This is a genomic window from Microthrixaceae bacterium (assembly GCA_023957975.1).
Lineage (GTDB): Bacteria > Actinomycetota > Acidimicrobiia > Acidimicrobiales > Microtrichaceae > JAMLGM01.
In genome coordinates, this window is the sequence record JAMLGM010000005.1 from 153,875 (window position 1) to 171,072 (window position 17,198).

At 66.7% G+C, this 17,198-nt stretch carries 16 protein-coding genes; 5 read left to right on the forward strand and 11 right to left on the reverse strand.

Going from position 1 to position 17,198, the window contains the following annotated elements; genetic code table 11:
* Positions 1-7: 7 nt before the first annotated feature.
* On the forward strand, positions 8-1,102 hold the full coding sequence (gene menC / locus M9952_09420; protein MCO5313134.1) for an o-succinylbenzoate synthase: 1,095 nt from the start codon (positions 8-10) through the stop codon (positions 1,100-1,102).
* Here the strand turns inward: menC and M9952_09425 are convergent.
* The 4 genes from M9952_09425 to M9952_09440 all read right to left on the reverse strand — a co-directional run bounded on the left by M9952_09425 (position 1,074) and on the right by M9952_09440 (position 6,776).
* Positions 1,074-1,622, reverse strand: coding sequence for a hypothetical protein (locus M9952_09425; protein MCO5313135.1), 549 nt, complete (start codon positions 1,620-1,622; stop codon positions 1,074-1,076). The two genes, menC and M9952_09425, sit on opposite strands and share 29 nt — an antisense overlap.
* A gap of 155 nt (positions 1,623-1,777) precedes the next feature.
* Positions 1,778-3,775, reverse strand: a complete 1,998-nt coding sequence (locus tag M9952_09430; GenBank protein ID MCO5313136.1) for a neutral/alkaline non-lysosomal ceramidase N-terminal domain-containing protein — start codon at positions 3,773-3,775, stop codon at positions 1,778-1,780.
* Entirely contained in the window at positions 3,772-5,373 is a 1,602-nt protein-coding gene (locus M9952_09435; GenBank protein MCO5313137.1) for an FGGY-family carbohydrate kinase, read from the reverse strand. Before M9952_09435 ends, M9952_09430 begins: the two co-directional genes overlap by 4 nt.
* Before the next feature lie 5 nt (positions 5,374-5,378).
* Positions 5,379-6,776 (reverse strand): aspartate aminotransferase family protein, encoded by a 1,398-nt coding sequence (locus M9952_09440; protein ID MCO5313138.1) that lies wholly within the window; start codon positions 6,774-6,776, stop codon positions 5,379-5,381.
* A 52-nt stretch (positions 6,777-6,828) separates the two neighbouring features.
* On the opposite strand from M9952_09440, the gene M9952_09445 reads away from it, so the two are divergent.
* The gene (locus tag M9952_09445) at positions 6,829-7,413 is read left to right on the forward strand and encodes a TetR/AcrR family transcriptional regulator (protein MCO5313139.1); all 585 of its coding nucleotides are present in this window, start codon (positions 6,829-6,831) and stop codon (positions 7,411-7,413) included.
* Positions 7,410-8,972, forward strand: coding sequence for a sulfatase-like hydrolase/transferase (locus tag M9952_09450; GenBank protein ID MCO5313140.1), 1,563 nt, complete (start codon positions 7,410-7,412; stop codon positions 8,970-8,972). Before M9952_09445 ends, M9952_09450 begins: the two co-directional genes overlap by 4 nt.
* 39 nt (positions 8,973-9,011) lie before the next feature.
* Here the strand turns inward: M9952_09450 and M9952_09455 are convergent, their stop codons facing one another.
* From M9952_09455 to M9952_09475, 5 genes are all read right to left on the reverse strand, one after another.
* On the reverse strand, positions 9,012-10,697 hold the full coding sequence (locus M9952_09455) for an HNH endonuclease (GenBank protein ID MCO5313141.1): 1,686 nt from the start codon (positions 10,695-10,697) through the stop codon (positions 9,012-9,014).
* Between the two features lie 152 nt (positions 10,698-10,849).
* Positions 10,850-11,863: an alpha/beta hydrolase gene (locus M9952_09460; GenBank protein MCO5313142.1), complete on the reverse strand. Its 1,014-nt coding sequence runs from the start codon at positions 11,861-11,863 to the stop codon at positions 10,850-10,852.
* 14 nt (positions 11,864-11,877) lie between these two features.
* A complete protein-coding gene (locus M9952_09465) occupies positions 11,878-12,156 on the reverse strand; it encodes a hypothetical protein (GenBank protein ID MCO5313143.1) in 279 nt (92 codons plus the stop codon).
* Between the two features lie 104 nt (positions 12,157-12,260).
* The gene (locus M9952_09470) at positions 12,261-12,461 is read right to left on the reverse strand and encodes a cold-shock protein (protein ID MCO5313144.1); all 201 of its coding nucleotides are present in this window, start codon (positions 12,459-12,461) and stop codon (positions 12,261-12,263) included.
* A 95-nt stretch (positions 12,462-12,556) separates the two neighbouring features.
* Positions 12,557-13,744: a PLP-dependent aminotransferase family protein gene (locus tag M9952_09475; protein ID MCO5313145.1), complete on the reverse strand. Its 1,188-nt coding sequence runs from the start codon at positions 13,742-13,744 to the stop codon at positions 12,557-12,559.
* On the opposite strand from M9952_09475, the gene M9952_09480 reads away from it, so the two are divergent.
* Positions 13,707-14,744 (forward strand): helix-turn-helix transcriptional regulator, encoded by a 1,038-nt coding sequence (locus M9952_09480; GenBank protein ID MCO5313146.1) that lies wholly within the window; start codon positions 13,707-13,709, stop codon positions 14,742-14,744. The genes M9952_09475 and M9952_09480 overlap by 38 nt on opposite strands.
* Here M9952_09480 and M9952_09485 read toward each other — a convergent pair.
* Positions 14,722-15,540, reverse strand: coding sequence for a hypothetical protein (locus tag M9952_09485; protein MCO5313147.1), 819 nt, complete (start codon positions 15,538-15,540; stop codon positions 14,722-14,724). The two genes, M9952_09480 and M9952_09485, sit on opposite strands and share 23 nt — an antisense overlap.
* 68 nt (positions 15,541-15,608) lie before the next feature.
* Positions 15,609-16,304, reverse strand: a complete 696-nt coding sequence (locus M9952_09490) for a hypothetical protein (GenBank protein MCO5313148.1) — start codon at positions 16,302-16,304, stop codon at positions 15,609-15,611.
* Between the two features lie 197 nt (positions 16,305-16,501).
* Between M9952_09490 and M9952_09495 the strand changes: the two genes are divergently transcribed.
* Positions 16,502-17,197 (forward strand): hypothetical protein, encoded by a 696-nt coding sequence (locus tag M9952_09495; GenBank protein ID MCO5313149.1) that lies wholly within the window; start codon positions 16,502-16,504, stop codon positions 17,195-17,197.
* The last annotated feature ends 1 nt before the right edge of the window (position 17,198 follow it).

Here is a 17,198-nt window from a genome sequence, read left to right on the forward strand (position 1 = left end):
CGTGGGAATGCGTATCTCGACGGTGGAACTCATCCCGCTTCGACTCCCGCTTCTTCGGCCGTGGCACACGATCGGCGGACTCATGACCGAACGTGAGGTGCTGATGGTGCGCGTCCGCACCGACGGTGCCGACGGCTGGGGCGAATGCTCGGCCTTCGCCACCCCGTTCTACACACCGGAGTTCATCGCGTCGGCCCACATCGTCCTTCGCGACCGCCTTGCGCCGCTGCTGACCGCTGCGGAATCGGTGACCTCCGAAGGTCTCGGCGCCTTGTTCGCCCCCGTCGCCGGCCACCGCATGGCCAAGTCCGCGCTCGAAATGGCGGTGCTCGACGCCGAGCTGCGCACCGCCGGCGAGTCCTTCGCCGAATTCCTCGGCAGCGAGGTCGAGTCGGTGAACGCCGGGGTCTCGATCGGCTTCGCCGAGTCCCCCTCCGACCTGGTCGACACCGTCGCCGAATTCGCCGCCAACGGGTACCGCCGGGTCAAGCTCAAGGTTGCGCCGGGCCGCGACCTCGACCACATCGAGGCGGTGCGCGAACAGTTCCCCGCCATGTCCCTGCAGATCGACGCCAACGGAGCATATGTGCGCGCCGACGTCGAACACCTCGCGAAGTTCGACGGGTTCGGCCTCACGCTCATCGAACAACCACTCGCTTCGGACGACCTCGTCGGCCACGCCGCCGTCGCCAAACGACTGCACACGTCGATCTGCCTCGACGAATCGCTCGTGTCGTTGCGGTCGGTGGAAACCGCCCTCGCCGTCGGAGCGTGCGACGTCGTGAACCTCAAGCCCTCACGCGTCGGCGGCTACCACGAGGCGTTGCGCATCCACGACTGGTGTTTCGAGCGCGGCGTCGGCATGTGGGTCGGCGGCATGTTGGAAACCGGACTCGCACGGGCCGCGAACATCGCGCTGGCCTCGCTTCCCGGATTCACGCTCACCGGCGACCTGTCGGGCAGCGACCGCTTCTATGCCGACGACATCATCACCGAGCCGCTCACGGTGACCAATGGTGCACTCGCAGTCCCCCAGGGTCACGGTTTCGGCGTCGACATCGACCTCGACGCCATCAAGCGTTTCCGGCTGTCGTCGAGCTGAGCCGTTCGGCGAGGTGTTCGACGACATCGGTTCCCAGCCAGTCCTCGAACTCCTCGCGTTGGCGAAGCAACACCGGGGTCACCTCCCCGTACGCTGCGGGGTCCTCGGTGCAGATCCACGCCACGGCGTCGGCCTCGTCGCCGGTTGAGGAGAAGTCGACGCGACGCTTGCGCCGCAGAATCGACACCTCGACCGACGACCCGGGTTCGGTCACCCGGTCGAGTTGAAACGGCACCTGCCAACACACCAACGGCCTCCACTCATGCGGTGCATCTTCGTAGTCGAGCGCACCGAGATGAAGGGCACATCCTGCGCCGCCGGCGAACCCCGCCCGGTTCAAGAAGATGCATGCGCCATCGATCACCCGCGTCGCCGATCGCTCAGCCCCGTCGACCGGCGCCGCAAAGACGCCGTCCCGTTCGGCCTGTTCGGCGAACTGGAATCGGTCGGGGTCGATCAGCGCGGCGTGGGCCGCCACGTTCATGGCGTCGTCCTCGTCGACAATTTGCGCCCCGAGCACGCAACACCCCTGGGTGTGGGTGGGGTCGGCTTCGTCGCCGATGCCGCGGCACCACGACCCCCACCCGCAACTCCATCCCGACCCGAGCGCGCCGAGATCGACGCGCCACCGTTCGCCCCGCTCCGAGACGAACTCGTGCCATCGCTCCTCGGGAATCAGTTGAATCCCTCGGTGCTCAACAGGACCGAGCCGTCGGCATCGACGATCACGAAGCGGTGCAACCGGTCGTCGCCGAAGGCCGGGTCGTACCAACGCGCCGCGTAACGGTGAGCCCCGTCGAACAGCCCCAGGTGTCGAACCTCCATCTCGGTACCACCGTCGTCCACACGTCGACCGTCGTGACGAGCGGGCGCCCACGTGTCGCCGCCGTCGCGGGACACCTCGACGCGAACGATCGTCGAATGCCAACACAACGCACCTGGTTCGGCGTCGCTCCAGATGACCTCCCAGGCCCCGTCGATCCGGTCGGTGTAGTCGTGAAATTGCGGCTCCACGACCACCTGGGGAGATCGCTGAACCGTCGTCGGATCGATCAGATATCGGTGCACCCGAAGGTTCCACGATCGCGTCGGCGGTGTCCGTTGCACCGCGACGTCACCTCCCGCGGCGAGGGCCGAGGCAAGATCCGCGGCGCAGGCCGCAAGAAATCGCTCGGTGTTGGGTCCGTACAGGGTGTGGCCGCCCTCATAGAACTGCCGTGAGTATTCCTCGGCGGTTGCGACATAGCCGCAGTACTCGTTCGCCACCGACGACACCACGACGTCGTCGATCAGGCCCTCATCCGGCCCGGCGACGGCGTCGAGCACCGCAGCGGTGATACGGCGCCCCGACTCGACCGTGACCTCGAAGGGCAACCCGACCACCGCGGTCGAATCGATGCGCAGCACCTGCACGGGAATCGATCGTGGGAATGCCTTGAGCGGCAACACCAGCGGCTGCAATCGACCGCCGATGACGTGTTTGGCTCCTTGCGGACCGTTCTTCAGGAACCGTCGCGGCATGCCCGCTCGAAACAGCGGAAGCCGGTGGATCACCGGCGTGAGGTTCTCCATCGCCCCCGCCGCCAGCGCTGCGCCCACCGCCGGTCGGTTCGGAAGCTGGGCGACGGTGCCGTTGGCCCGCCGCCTGGCTCCCCCGACGAGCGACACCTCCTCGAAGGCACACCCCAACTCGACCGATTCGCTCAACCGATCGCCGAGCGAGTCGTAGAGCTCCGCGGCCTTGTGCCCGATCGCCCGGCCCACCCGCTTGGTGTCGCGATAGCCCGCACTGTTGGGATACAGCGCTGGCGCGACATCGGCGTGAGTTCCCTCGATGGCCCCGACGACACCGCCGGCACCGCGGCTGGATTCGATGTGGTGGGCCAATTCGTCGACGAGGTAGGCCCACACATCCGCGTTGTACTCGCGGGAATGCTGGGAGATGCCGGTGCCGTGCACGCTGAAGATGACCGAGGCGCCGATCGGGGTGGAATCTGCGGCGTCATCGACGCGCAGCAGGCGAAGCTGCGGATTGATCGCCGCGAACTTGCGTTGTGGCTCCTGGCGCTTGTCTCGCACTGTCGCGTTGGTGACGTGTGGGTCGAGCGACCGGTTCCGCGTGGCTCCCCACACGTCGATCGAGCCGAACCCAACCTTTGCCGGCCGCCGCGTCTGGGTGGCCTCGATGACCGCCGATGCAATGCGCTCGACGAGAAACGCACTCCAGGCCGGATCGAAGCCGCTGCGGTTGGACGCGAAACGGTTGTAGAAGTCCGTTCCGTTGAACTGCCCGGCCCCGGCGTGGGTGTGCGTTGCGCCGATCATGAGCCCGGCGAGGGGCACGTCGCACTGCGCCGAGATGGCATCGGCCACCAGGTACTGCAGCACCGAGGATCCACCGAGCAGATCGCAGTGCACGATCGCGAGCGATGATCTCCCGGCCCGCAGGTGCACGACCCGGGCGCGGAGGCGGGACCGGAATCCCTCGCCGTCGTGGGCGTTGGAGCTGTAACCGGCCTTGGGCATGCCTGGCGGCGGGGTGATGTCGACGCTCGCGGCCCCGGCGAGCACCCCGTCGACGTGGTCGAGGCGGACCGGTGCCGCCGGCTTCACCTCGAACGACGCCCGGCCCGACCGCAGATGCGCCACGGAGTCGAGGGCAGACCCGCTCACGATTTAGCCGCCGATTTAGCCGCCGATTTGGCCGCCGATTTGGCCGCCGAGTTCATGCGGCGGAAGAACGACTTCTGTCGCTTGTAGAGGCCCTTGAACTCCTTGTAGTGGCGGTCGTAGATCGCCGTATGGAGTGCGTTGGGGCGATAGGTCGCCTTGATCGACACCAGGTCGCGCACCTCGTCGGGACGAACCTCGCCCATCGCCATCGCCGCGCTCAGCGCTGCGCCTCGGATACCGCAATAGAGCGGGTCGGCAACCTGTTCGATCGTGCGGCCCATCACGTCCGCGTGGATCTGACACCACAGGTCCGACTGCGCCCCTCCACCGATCACACGGATGTTGTCGAGGGTTCGCCCGGCGAACTTCTCGACGGCGTCGTGCAACCATCGGTCGTTGATCGCGACGCCCTCCATCACCGCGCGGATGAGGTCGGAGCGGGTGTTGAGGAGGCCGAGGTTGGCAAAACCCGCACGGGCGTTGGCGTCGGCGATCGGCGATCGTTCGCCCTTCAGCCACGGTGTGAAGATCACCCCGTTGGCGCCCGCCGGCGACTCGCCCGCAAGGTCGTTCATCTCCTCGAAATCGAGCGTGCCGCCGAGGATCCCACGCAACCACGCAAAGCACGCTCCGGAGGTCTCGTGGTTGTTGATGATGAGGTAGTTCTCCTCGTCGATGCCGGGCACGGTCGCGACCATGTTGAACAGGTCGGTCTTCTTCTTCGGCACGGGTGCGCTGATCCATCCGGTCGTGCTCACCGCCATATGGGTCTCATAGAGCCCGATGGCCCCCGAGCCGATCGCCGCGGTGTGCACGTCCGGGGCACCGGTCACCACCGCGACGTCGGCGCCGATGCCCAACTCGGCGGCGACCGACGGCTGCACGTTGGCGATGACGGTGCCGAACGGCTGAAGGGGTGGCAGCTTCTCGCGCCCGCCGCCCGTCAGCGCCAACAGCGTGTCGTCGTAGCGGTAGTTCTTCGGATCGCGGGTGTCGAGCATCCACGTACCGACCATCGACGCCGGGCTCGCAGCGGCGATGCCCGTGAAACGCATCGACAGGTAGTCGACGGGTTCCATCAGCCAGCGCGCGGCCCGGTACCGCTCGGGTTCGCAGCGCTGCAGATACAGGCGATGCCCGATGGGATCGGCGCCATCGAGGCTGGGGGCGCCACCGGATCGCCGGATGAACTCGGCGATCGCCCTCGGCGCGTAGCCGCTGACCGGGCCTCCAACCGCCTCGCGTGCGAGGCGGCCGCCCCGATTGTCCATCCACATCATCACCGGGGAGGTCGGCAGTCCCTCGGCATCGACGCACACGGTCGACGCCCACTGTCCGGTGATCGAGACCGCCGCGACCTGATCGCGGCGGATGACCCCGGCATCGAGAGCGCCCTTGGCCGCATCGATGATCGTTCGCCACCACGTCTCGGCGTCCTGGGATGCCAATCCGTCCGCGCCGAACTCGGTCTCGGCAACGTAGTGCTCCTCGAAGGCAACGCTGCCAAGCAGCGACACGAACCCGACCTTGGGCCCCCCGGTGCCGAGGTCGACGGTGAGGACGAAACGCTCGGCACGGGGGTCAGACGCAGCGGCCATCGACCTCAGCCCTTCGGAACGTCGTAGAACGCATCGAGTGCGCCGGCGAGGATGTCCTCGACCACCGCGACGCCCTCGGGGCCGGTTCCGGACAGGCCGTAGAGCGCACCCGAATCGGGCTCTCCCTCCTTGCCCTTCGCCTCGTCCACCGATGCTCGGAGGTCCTCGAGGAACTGTTCAATCAGGCCCGGTGCGGTGTTGGGCCGGGTGACGCAGAAGTGGATGGCGTCGGGCTTTTGCAGGCCGTTCATGCGCCAACCGCGGGCGGCCAGAGCATCGTTGACGTGGTAGATGTTCAGATCCGGATCCGCCGAGGCGAACGCCACAAGGAAGTAGGGCTTGCCGAGAATCTGCAACTCGGGGATGGCCTCGATGCCGGCGATCAGCTTGTCGGCGGCTTCGAAGATCCCCTTGGCGATCTCGACATAGCCCTCGCGGCCCAGGTTCAACATGGCCGCCCAGGTCGCGGCGATGACTCCGCCCGAGCGGCTACCGGCCATTCCCGGGGAGATGTAGATGCCGCCCGGCCAGCCGCCGACGGTGAAGTACTGGTGCTTGCGCAGTTCCTTCGAGGAATACATCAACACGCTGGTGCCCTTGAGCGCGTAGCCGTACTTGTGGGTGTCGGCCGACATCGAGGTGACTCCGGGAACCCGGAAATCGAACGGGGGAACCTCGACCCCGCAGTCCTTCGCCCACGCCAGGATGAACCCGCCGAGACAGCCGTCGACGTGAAAGCCGATACCCTTTTCGAGTGCGAGTGCACCGAGTTCGGTGATCGGGTCGATGACCCCGTGCGGGTAGGTGCCGGCAGAGGCCGCGATGGCCACGGTGTTGGGGGTGATGTGGTCGCGAACCCAGGCGACGTCGACCTGATAGTTCTCGTCGACCGGGGCCTTGATGACCTTCACACCGAAGTAGTACGCACCCTTATCGAGGGCGACGTGCGCGGTTTCGGGCCAGATCATCTCGGGTTCGGTGATGCCGCGCTCCCGTCCGGCCTCGCGGTAGGTGTAGACCGCGGTCATCAACGATTCCGAACCGCCCGAGGTGATGACACCGCAGGCATCCTCAGCGTGGCCGCCCCCGAACATGTCGAGCGCCATCGCGACGATCTCGCCTTCCATCTTCGTGGCGCTCGGGTACATGTCGCGCTGAATGACGTTCGCGTGCGCGAAGGCCTCGAACGCCTCGGTGAGGAAGTGATAGTGGTCGTGGCCTCCGTGATAGAGCGATCCCGAGACCTGGCCCCGGTCGCCCTTGGCGTCCTCCTCTTGGGCCATGGCGCCGAGTTGTTCGAGGATCGTGGCGCGATCGACTCCGTGTGCGGGCAGCACGGCGTGGGTCTCGAAACGAGTCCGGTACGGGTAGATCGAATTCAGGAAGTCGTCGGCGTCACTCATGACCTCAAGCTATTTCGCTTCACTCTGTGAAGTCAACGGGTAAGCTGCGTGGATGAACCAGCGCGACGCACAGAAGCTGGAGACCCGCCGACAACTCTCGGCGGCCGCCATCGAGCTGTTTGCGGAACGCGGCTACGACGACACCCGGGTCGACGACATCGCCGCTCGGGTCGGGGTGAGTTCGCGCACGTTCTTCCACCACTTCCCCACCAAGGAATTCGCGGTGTTTCCCGACCACAACGAACGCGTCGAGGCCCTCACCGCGCTGCTCGCCGTCACCCCGCCGGATCGAGATCCGTTCGACATCGTGTTCGAACAGGTCCGTTTCGGGTTGACCTCGACGATCTCATCGCCCATGCGCACCGAACGCTACCGCCTCATCTCCCGGGTCGACGCGCTCCGCGAACGCGACGCTCTCAACGACCTCGACTACGAGGCGGCACTGAGCGAGTACCTCGTCCGAGCCTGGAGCGGATCCGGCGACGCCACACTGATTGCGTTCCGGGCCCGGCTGGTCGCCGGCAGCGCCATGGCCATCGCCCGGGCGGCGCTCACGGCCTGGATTGGAGACCCCAGCTTCGACCCGATCGCCGAGACCGCCGCCGCGCTCGAGTCGCTCCGGGGGGCCCGACCATGAGCCGCGCCGGCCACGTGTTGTTCATCACCGTCGATCAGTGGCGGGGGGATTCGCTGGGATGCGTCGGGCATCCGATGGTGCGCACGCCGAACCTCGACGCGCTTGCAGCCCAGGGGGTGTTGTTCGCCAACCACTTCGCCAACATCGCCCCGTGCGCTCCGAGCCGAGCGTCGCTCTACACCGGCCTGTACGCCCACCATCACCGAGTCATCGTCAACGGCACCCCGCTGGATGACCGTCACCAAACCGTGGCGAAGCTGGCACGGGCCGCGGGGTATTCGCCCACGTTGTTCGGCTACACCGACTCCGCCGTCGACCCACGAACCGTCGCCCCCGACGACCCGAGGCTGTACAACTACGAGGGCATTTTGCCCGGGTTCGACGTGGGGATGAACGACCCCGACTATTACGGGCGGCGGCACTGGGCGGCGTGGGTGAGAGACCACGGAATCGACCTTCCCGACGACCCCGATCAGCACTACGCACCGATCCCCGACTACGCCGGAGCGGAGAACCACGGCGAGACGTGGGCACCCACCCGGTTCCCAAAGGAGCTCACCGAGACCGCGTTCATGATCGAATGCGTGACCGATTGGCTCGACCAACGCAGCGACCAGGATCTTGCTGCAGATCCGTTTTTCATCCACCTGTCGCTCATCCGGCCTCACCCGCCGTATCGCAACCCCGAGGGATACCACGACCTCTACGACGCCGACGACGTCCCGGCGTTTAGCGGTTTCGCTTCGCGCGAGGAGGAGCTGGCGTTCCACCCGCTGCCGGGGGTGGCGATCGGCCTCGACGGGGTCGGCGCCGCACACGACGAACTCGATCGTCGACAACAGCGCTCCACGTATCACGCGATGCAAACCGAGGTCGACGACCAACTCGGCCGTCTCTTCGCCCACCTTCGCGACCGCGGGCTGTGGGACGACACCCTCGTCGTGCTGACCAGCGATCACGGGGAGATGGGCGGCGACCACCACCTCCTTCAGAAGCTCGGGTACTGGGACGAGTCGTACCATGTTCCGCTGATCGTGCGCGACCCCCGGCCAAGCGCCGACGCCAGCCGCGGCCGACACTTCGACGAGTTCACCGAGTCGGTCGACGTGTTGCCGACGATCCTCGACTGGATTGGGGTTTCCATTCCCGACACGGTGGACGGCCGGAGCCTCGCCCCGTTCGTCGCCGACGGGGCAGCCCCCGACCGATGGCGCGACGAGGTCTTCTGGGAATGGCATTTCTCCGACCCGGAACATCGCTGGGTCGAGTCGCTCTTTGGAATCCCCTCGGAGTGGTGTTCGCTCACCGTCGTGCGCACTCGCCACCACAAACTGGTGCAGTTCGCCGCGCCCGAGGAACTGTTGCCATCGATCCTCATCGACCTCGAGGCCGACCCCGACCACACCGTGAACCACTACCGCGACCCGGGCGCACGCGACGCGCTCATCGACTGCCTCGAACGCGTCGGACGTTGGCGGATGCGAAGCGCCGATCGCACGCTGAGTGGGCACTTCCTCAGCGCCACCTCCGGACACGTCCACCGGATCGACCCTCGTTGAGTTCATCGGTTGAGGTCATGGTTGAGGTCATGGTTGAGGTCATGGCTGGGGTGGTTGTTTGTGGCGGGGGGTGTTGGTGATGGTGGTGTTGTCGGGTCGGGTGGCTTGGAGTGGTTGGTTGGGGTTGCCGGTGATGGTGGCGTGGCCGGTGTGGTGTCGGGTGTGGTGGTAGCGGCATAGGTGGGTGAGGTTGTTGGGGTCGGTGGTTCCGCCGTTGCTGTGGTGGGTGAGGTGGTGCAGGTCGGAGCCGATGGTGGGGCGTTCGCATCCGGGGAAGCGGCAGCCGCGGTCGCGGTGGGCTAGGACGCGTCGCAAGATGTCGGGGGCGAGGCGGCGGGTGTGTCCGTAGGACAGGGGTGTGCCGTTGCGGGTGAAGGTGGGGGTGATGTCTGCGTTGGCGAGCAGGGCCCAGAGGGTTTGGTCGGTGATGTCGAGGTTGGTTTCGGTGTGGGTGGGTCCGGAGATGTCGGGTTGGCCGTGGCGTTGGGTGAACAGTGCGGTGAGGCCTTCGTGGACGCGGTTGAGTTTGTCGAGGTCGATGTGGAGGTAGGTGCCGACGCGGCCGGGTTTGGTGGCGCCTGCTGCGGTGATGAGGGCGTCGCGTAGGGCGTTGGCTCTGCGTTGGGCCATGGTGGGCCCGCGTTCAGGCTCGGCAGGTTCCGCCGGCTCGGGTTCGGGTTCGGGCTCGGCGGGGTCAGGCTCCGCCGGCTCAGGTTCGGGTTCAGGTCCGGGTTCAGGTCCGGGCTCACCGGGTTCGGCGGGGTCAGGCTCCGCCGGTTCAGGTCCGGGTTCAGGTCCGGGCTCACCGGGCTCGGCGGGCTCCGGTTCGGTGGGTGGGCTGGCGCCTGTGGGTGCGCTGTCGCTGCCGCTGTCGCTGTCGTTGTCGCTGCCGCTGTCGGTTTCGTTGGTTTCGTTGGTGGGGGTGTGGGTTTGGCGGTTGATGAGGTCGTGGAGGATGGTGGCGAGGAGTGCGCCGTCGTCGGGGGTGAGGTTGCCGTGGAGGTGCCAGCGTCCGTTGAATGTTTTGGACAGGGTGATGTGGGATGGTTCGGTGTTGGGGTCGCTGGGGCCGTCTTGGTCGAGGCGGTCGCGGACGTTGTCGCAGAATTGTTCGAATCGGTTGATGCTGGTGTGGGTGGCGGTGTCGATGAGGAGTTGTTCGACGTTGCGGATGGCTTCGATGGCGTCGAGGGTTTGTTGGTGGGTGTAGCGGGTGGGGATGATTTTGGAGATGGCGTCGAGGTGGCCGAGGGTGATGGTGCCGTTGTTGTAGGCGGTGGCGATTTGTTCGAATCGTTCGGTGGTCAAGGTGGCGCGTAGGAGCCGGTTGGCGTCGCGGCGGGCGATGCCGTGGTGTAGTGCGAGCCAGTGGCCCATGGTGGGGATGCGGTCGTGGAGGTGAACGTTTTCGTGTTGAGCGATTTTGACGGTGGCGACGTGGAGGCGTTGGGCGAGGTGGTTGAGGCGGGCTGCGGTGAGGGACAGTTCGCGGGCGATGTGTTCGCGTTGACCACCGCTTGACCCGTTGAACGGTGTTGTGTCGCCTGGGGTGGTGTTGAGGGTCTCGATGCCGGTTTGGACGTGGTCGAGGAGTTGTTCGAGTTGTGTGGCGAGGGTGTTGCCGGTGGTGGTTGCGGTGTCGAGCAGACCCCAACCGTCACCGCCGCGTTCACCGCCGCTGTCACCGTTGTTGGTGTGTTGGGATGCCCTGTCGTGCTCGAACATGTGTTCATGGTATCGAACGACAGTTCGGTTTGCAAGACGAAACCCCACGAATCCAGAACAAATGTTCTGCACCTCCGAGCACACCCCCGCGCACACCTCGGAGCGCGCTCACGCCAACGCGACGCAGCCACCCACAACCCATCCGGGCTCGGTCAGTGCGTCGAAGCTCGTGTCACGAGATAATCCAGCGCAGCGACGAGTTCGTACGGAGCCTCCTGCATGATCTGATGCCCGACGCCGTCGAGTTCGACGAGTCGGGAGCCGCGCACCAGGTTCGCGATCTGCCGGCTGTGGCCCGGAGGCAGGAGTCGGTCGTACTGTCCGGCCAGCACCGTCGTCGGAATCGCCGCCGACGACAGCGCCGCGGTGGCGTCGTGACGCAACAGCACCGGCGCTGCGGCGACGCTCGTCGACGCTGGAAATTCGGCGATCATCCGGCGAACCGACGAGACCATCCGAGCGGTGGCCCCGGGCCCGAACGCCATGGCGACCAACCCTGCGTTGAGGTCGTTGTCGGTCCAGGGATTCGACGGGCGGGGCTTGCGCAGGCCGCTGAGCAGCGCACCGCCGGGTAGCCCGAACAGCGTTCTGGGGCTGCCCTTGGTCGCGAGGCCCTCCGCCAGCGTCGCTGCGGTGGCGACGAACATGAGCGCCCCGACGCGCTCCGCCAGCGTCTCCGGCTGCCGCGAGAGAAACCCGCCGACGGTACACCCGCCGAGGGAATGCCCGACGAGCACGGCGTCGCGGACGTCGAGTTCGTCGAGGACCATCGCCAGATCTCGACACAACGTCTCCATCGTGAACCCGTCGGATCCGAGTTCCGACTCGCCGTGCCCGGGCATGTCCCAGGCGATGACGCGATAGCGGTCGCTCAACAGGTTCATGACCGGCGACCACACCCACCATTGCAGCGTCACGCCGTGAAGCAACACCACCGGTCGGCCGGTGCCGGCTTCGGCGACGTGCACGACGCCGCCATCAGCGGTGCGAAGGTGATGGTGAACAATCGAGGTGGGCTCGTGCGCCAGAGCATCGAGTTCGGGGTTGTGACGCCGACGTACCCGATGCCCGACGATCGCTACCGATGACAGCGCCGCCAGACCGATCCCGCCCAGTCCGAGTGCGCTACGGGATACCAAACGAACGACTCGCGATGCGAACCCCACGATCGTGGCGCCGTTCAGTCGACGGGGAGACGGGCGAAGAGTTCGAGCTTCAGTTCCTCGAATTCCTCGAAATCGATCTCGTCGTTTTCAAACTGGCGATGGATCTTCTCGATCGCCTCGAGGAGCTCCTCGGCCGAGAGCTCCTTGTCCTCATCACCGAGGATGGTTTCGATGTCTCGCTCTTCTTCAGCGGCCGCCGCGTTCGCTGCGCGGCGCTCCCGCTTGGCTTCCTGCTTCGCCTTCTTGGCTCGATCTCGCTGCAGTTTGCCGAAACTTGTTCGTTGTACGCCCATGATGGGGACCTTCTTGTTCTCGAACGGGTCGATCGAATCGACCCGCTATGCATGGCAATGCCGCCGACTTGCGTCGGCGGCATCTGCACACGGCTCCGTGACTCTTAAAGAACGCGAACGTTCTGAGCTTCTTCGCCCTTGCGGCCGGGAGCGGTGTCGAATTCGACCTCCTGGCCTGGCTCGAGGGTCTTAAAACCAGACCCCTGGATGTTGGAGTAGTGGACGAAGATGTCGTCCGCGTTTTCACGGGAGATAAAACCGAAGCCCTTCTCTTGGTTGAAGAACTTCACCGTGCCAGTTGCCAACGTATTCTCTTTTCGTAATGCGACCCCCGATGCGAGGGCTTCAGACAGTGTAGGCGCCCGAGGCCCGTCGCGCCCCTCACCTGAGCGGTCCGTCGTCACAACATCGGTTGGGCCGCCCTCACCAGCCGCCGAACCGCCGTGCGGAGTTCCTCGGATTTCAACGTCGCGAAGCACAGCCGCATGGCGTGGGAACGGCCACTGCGGCTGCCGAACGCCTCCCCCGGCACGAACGCAACCCCCAGTTCGATCGATCGGCGAAACAGTTCCATCGTGTCGATCTTTGACCGGTTGAACCTCACCCACAGGAACATCCCACCGTCGGGTTGATCGACATCGACTGCATCGCCGAAGCCGCCAAGAACCGCATCGAGCAGCACCGAACAGCGGCGTTGGTAGGTCTCCCGCGCCGTGGCCAGGTGCGCGTCCATCCAGTCGGCGTCGCCCAGCAACTCGGCCACGAGGCGTTGGTCGAGCGAACTCGTCTGGAGGTCGGTCGCCTGCTTCAGCGTCACCACCGAGCGCCGAATCTCCTCGGGGGCGCGCAACCACCCGACCCGAAGACCCGGAGCGAGAATCTTGGAGGCCGATCCCAGCGACACGACGCAATCGTTTCGTCCGTCATCGGCTGAGGTCGCGGCGATCTCTTCGAGCCCGACAGGACTCGTCCCGCTCCAACGCAATTCGCCGTAGGGGTTGTCGTCGAGGATGACGAAGCGGTAGCGACGAGCGAGGTCGACCAGCGCACGCCGGCGTTCGGGGCTCAACGTTGCACCGGACGGATTGGCGAACTCGGACACGACCGACACGAGCCGTGGGCGCAGACCGGCGCTCAGAGCATCGGCCAGCCGACCGATGTCGAGGCCCCAGCGGTCGCCCTCGATGGCCTCGACGCGTGCCCCCTGCGCGCGAAACGCCTGCAACGAACCCAGGTAGGTCGGCGACTCGACCACCACAACGTCGCCGGCTTCCAGGAGGCAACGCGACACCAGGTCGATCCCCTGTTGCGAGCCCGTGGTCACGATCACCTCGCCTCCGCTCACCCCAAGCCGCTCCCCCAACACATCGCGAAGCTCGGCCGCGCCCTCGGTGGCGCCGTACTGCAACGCGTTCAGCGCCGCGGACCCCCCGGCGAGCACCCGCCTCGCTGCTCGATCAACCGCTTCGACCGGAATGAGGTCGTCTCCGGGCAGGCCCCCCGCCAACGACAGCACCCCCGGCGAACAGCTCGACGCCAGCAGGTCACGGATGAACGACGAACGCAGCGAGGCCACCCGTGGCGCCATCAGCGAAGGCGAAGGTGAGCGTGGAGGTAAGGGCGAGCATCGGGTCAGCGTGGTCATGGCTGAATCAGACCAGGAGTCCGGCGCCTCGAACAGTGAGCGTCGATCCTGTGATGTCCACCACCACCCTCGGCGCAGTATCGGCGCGGGTCGGCGCGGTTCGATGTGGTTCGATGTGGTCGTGACTTCGGATTTCGAACTCGGCGACTACCTGCGTTCGTTGCGCGAATCGACCCAGCCGTCGACGGTCGGGCTCGGCCACCGGGGCCGCCGCCGTACCCCTGGCCTACGACGCGAGGAGGTGGCGATGCTCGCCGGCGTTTCGGTGAGTTGGTACACCTGGCTCGAACAAGGACGCCCGATCAAGGCATCGGTCGAGGTGCTCGACGCGCTCGCCCGCGTGTTCGGACTCGACGGCGCCCAACGCGATCATCTCGTCGAGTTGGCCGGGCACCGGACCCGACCCACCGGCTCTCCGATCGGGGTCGACGTGCCGGACTGGGCGCAGCGGCTCCTCGACTCGATCGACCCGATCCCCGCCTACCTGCTCGGACCGACGTGGGAGTACCTGGGTTGGAACCGCGCCCAAGCGGAGCTGTTCCCGCCGATCACCACGCTCGCGGAGAATGAACGGAACCTGGTGTGGGTCTTGTTCGCGCTCCCCGAGGTGCGCGACCTCATCGTGGGGTGGGAACACGAGGCGCGTCGTTCCCTGGCGCAGTTCCGCGCGGATATCGCACCGTGGCGCGACGACCCGGCGGTCCACGACCTCGTCGAACGACTCCGTCGCGTGAGCCCGGAATTCGACGAGTGGTGGGACCGACACGACGTCGCCGGATTCGAAACCAGGATCCGACGGTTCAACCACCCAACCCTCGGAGTGCTCGGCGTCGAGTACCAACAGCTCATTCCCGCGGGACGAAGCGACCTCCGGGTGGTCATGCAATTGCCGATCGCCGACGCGTCGCTCGACTCCGGAGTCAGCGATCCTCCGACCGGGTGACCCCGGCCATCCACCGTTCGACCCAACCGGTGCCCGCCACCCGAGTTGTCGCCGAACCGACCGCATACGGCACCTGCACCCGGCGGACATGGTCGGGCAGCAATTCGATCGCCCCCGAGACGTCGACCCACCACATCGCCCAGCGGGCGGTCACGTCGATCGTCAGTTCGCGGCGGGGTCCGGCGAACCGATGGGTGCACGGCTTGATGTCCTGTGTCTCGGCGAACCAACCGGGGGCCTCGCACACGAAGGTCGTCGACTCGACGGCGAAGGTCGTATCGACGAGGGCGGCGTACACGGTCACGGTCTCGACGCCGATGGAGGCCTGAGCACTCACGATCATCGGACCCGACAGGTCGAGGCGCGTGAGCACCCCGGGCAGGGTCGACTCCGGCGGCATGAACTGGATGGCCGGATCGGGAACGTCGACGGTCGCCAACGAAAGCTGGGTTCCGCCCGGGGCGCGCAGCGGCACGAGACGCGGACCCGAAACGATGGCGTTGCTGCGGATGTCTCGACAGATCTGCCACACCAGGGTCCCCGGAAGGACCGTGTTGCGATTCAGGCGCGGGCCTCGTGGGCCTTTGGGGTTGCTCGGATTCAATTCGAGCACCTCATAGATGTCGCACCGGGTCGAGTATCGGCGGTTCGATTTCGTGGGAGCGCGACGTTTCGAGATCCCGACCGCTGCCCCGCTGTCGGTTGAGGCGCCGCCGGTGGTCGTGTCGGCCGACGCCTGTTCGGCGGGGAACCCTGCGATGGTCGCGGCGGCGCCGACCACGAGTGCGACCGCCACAAGCGCGACCAAACCAACACGCGTCCGCCCCGAGGTGCGCGACGACGGGCGCCTGCCGAGTCGCCGAATCACGGCCACGCGCAATCGTTCACCGGCGAGGTGCCGTCCGCCGAGTCGAGGTAGGTGTCGTCCCACCTCCAGCCGTCGGGCGTCGACACCATCACGGCCACCTCGCGCGACGCCGCGGCGTTGCCCGGCCACACGACCGCGTCATCAGCGCCGTACATGGCGAGCCCGGCGAACTGGCAGGCCTCGATTTCCACCACCCCGGGTTCCACCTCGATCACCGACTCAACCCGTCGCCACGAGGCGCGTCGTTCCTCGGTCCTGACCGCGCCGGCTTCGCGCCACCGCTCGATCTCGTCCACCCAGGCCGCCGCCAGTTCCTCGGTCATCTTCCCGCTCGCGTTCACCGCCGACGGATCGAGGGCCGCGAGCGCGTCGAGCGCTTCCTGCCAGGCCAACCCATTGGCGGCCACGACGAAGACGTGCTCCGGCGCGACCTCAGCCTCGCGCGCTGGCAGGGTCACCGTCGTATCGTCGCCGGGCGCCGTGTCATCGAGCGCGGCGTCGTCGACCGGTGGGGTCGCGGTCGCTTCGGGGGCGTCGGTCGACGTGGGACGGTCGGCGGCATCCGACCCAGCCACAGGAACGAGTCCATCGGCATCGCCGTTGCGGGCCGAGGGTTCGCCGCCGCAGCCGGACACCAGGAATACCGCCGCCAGGAATACCGCAGCCCAGGCGATCGCCAACCGCTTTGGCATGGTGCGGCCACCGGGACGCGAGGCGGGGCGAGATCCGCTGCACAACAACACGCTGGTTGACGCTACGGATCGAAGTGCACGCGACCCATAGGTGTCCGGGACCAGTGGCGATGGGTCGATCCCCCATCGCTGGTCCGGGGTTGCCGGTCGTCGAACAGCGCAGCAGCAGCCTGATCCGCCGGTAGCCTGACGCCACGATGAGGACCCTCGTTTTGTCTCCACATTTCGATGACGCCCCGCTCAGTCTCGGCCAGTCGATGCTGGATGGCCGCCTCGCGGGTGAGCGCGTCACCGTCGGCGTCGTCTTCTCGCACTCGAACTGGACCCGGTGGTTTCACCCGACACGGCGGCGCTGGCCACTCGCCACCGCGATCCGACTCAGCGAGGAGTCGTTGGCCTCGATTCGTCTGCGCTACCGGCTCCGCCTCGGTGGATTCGAGGAGACGGTGCTTCGATCCGGAGATCTGAGCCCGTCCACCTACCTGGTCCGCGATCCTCAGATCGGCGACGACCCGATCGTCGACGCGGTCGAACGAGTCGTGCGGGATTGGGCCCAGGGGGCACAACGCATCATCGCCCCGCTCGGGGTCGGCGACCACCGAGATCATCAGATCGTCACCGAGGCAGCCCGCCGATTGCTGGTCGACGGGCTGCCGGTGGAGTTCTACGAGGACCGGCCCTATGTGACCTGGGCGGTCCACGGCGAGGCCGAGCGAATCGCAGCACTCGTCGACGAACGCCTGGAACGGATTGCGGTGTCGGGGCCGATCTCGGAGACGAAGCACCGGCGCCTCTTCTACCCCAGCCAGTTCACCGAGGAATTCAGGGGCGCGTTTGCCGCCGACGAATCTGGTGCCGACGGCGAGTTCGTCTGGGCGCTTCCGAACGCCTGAG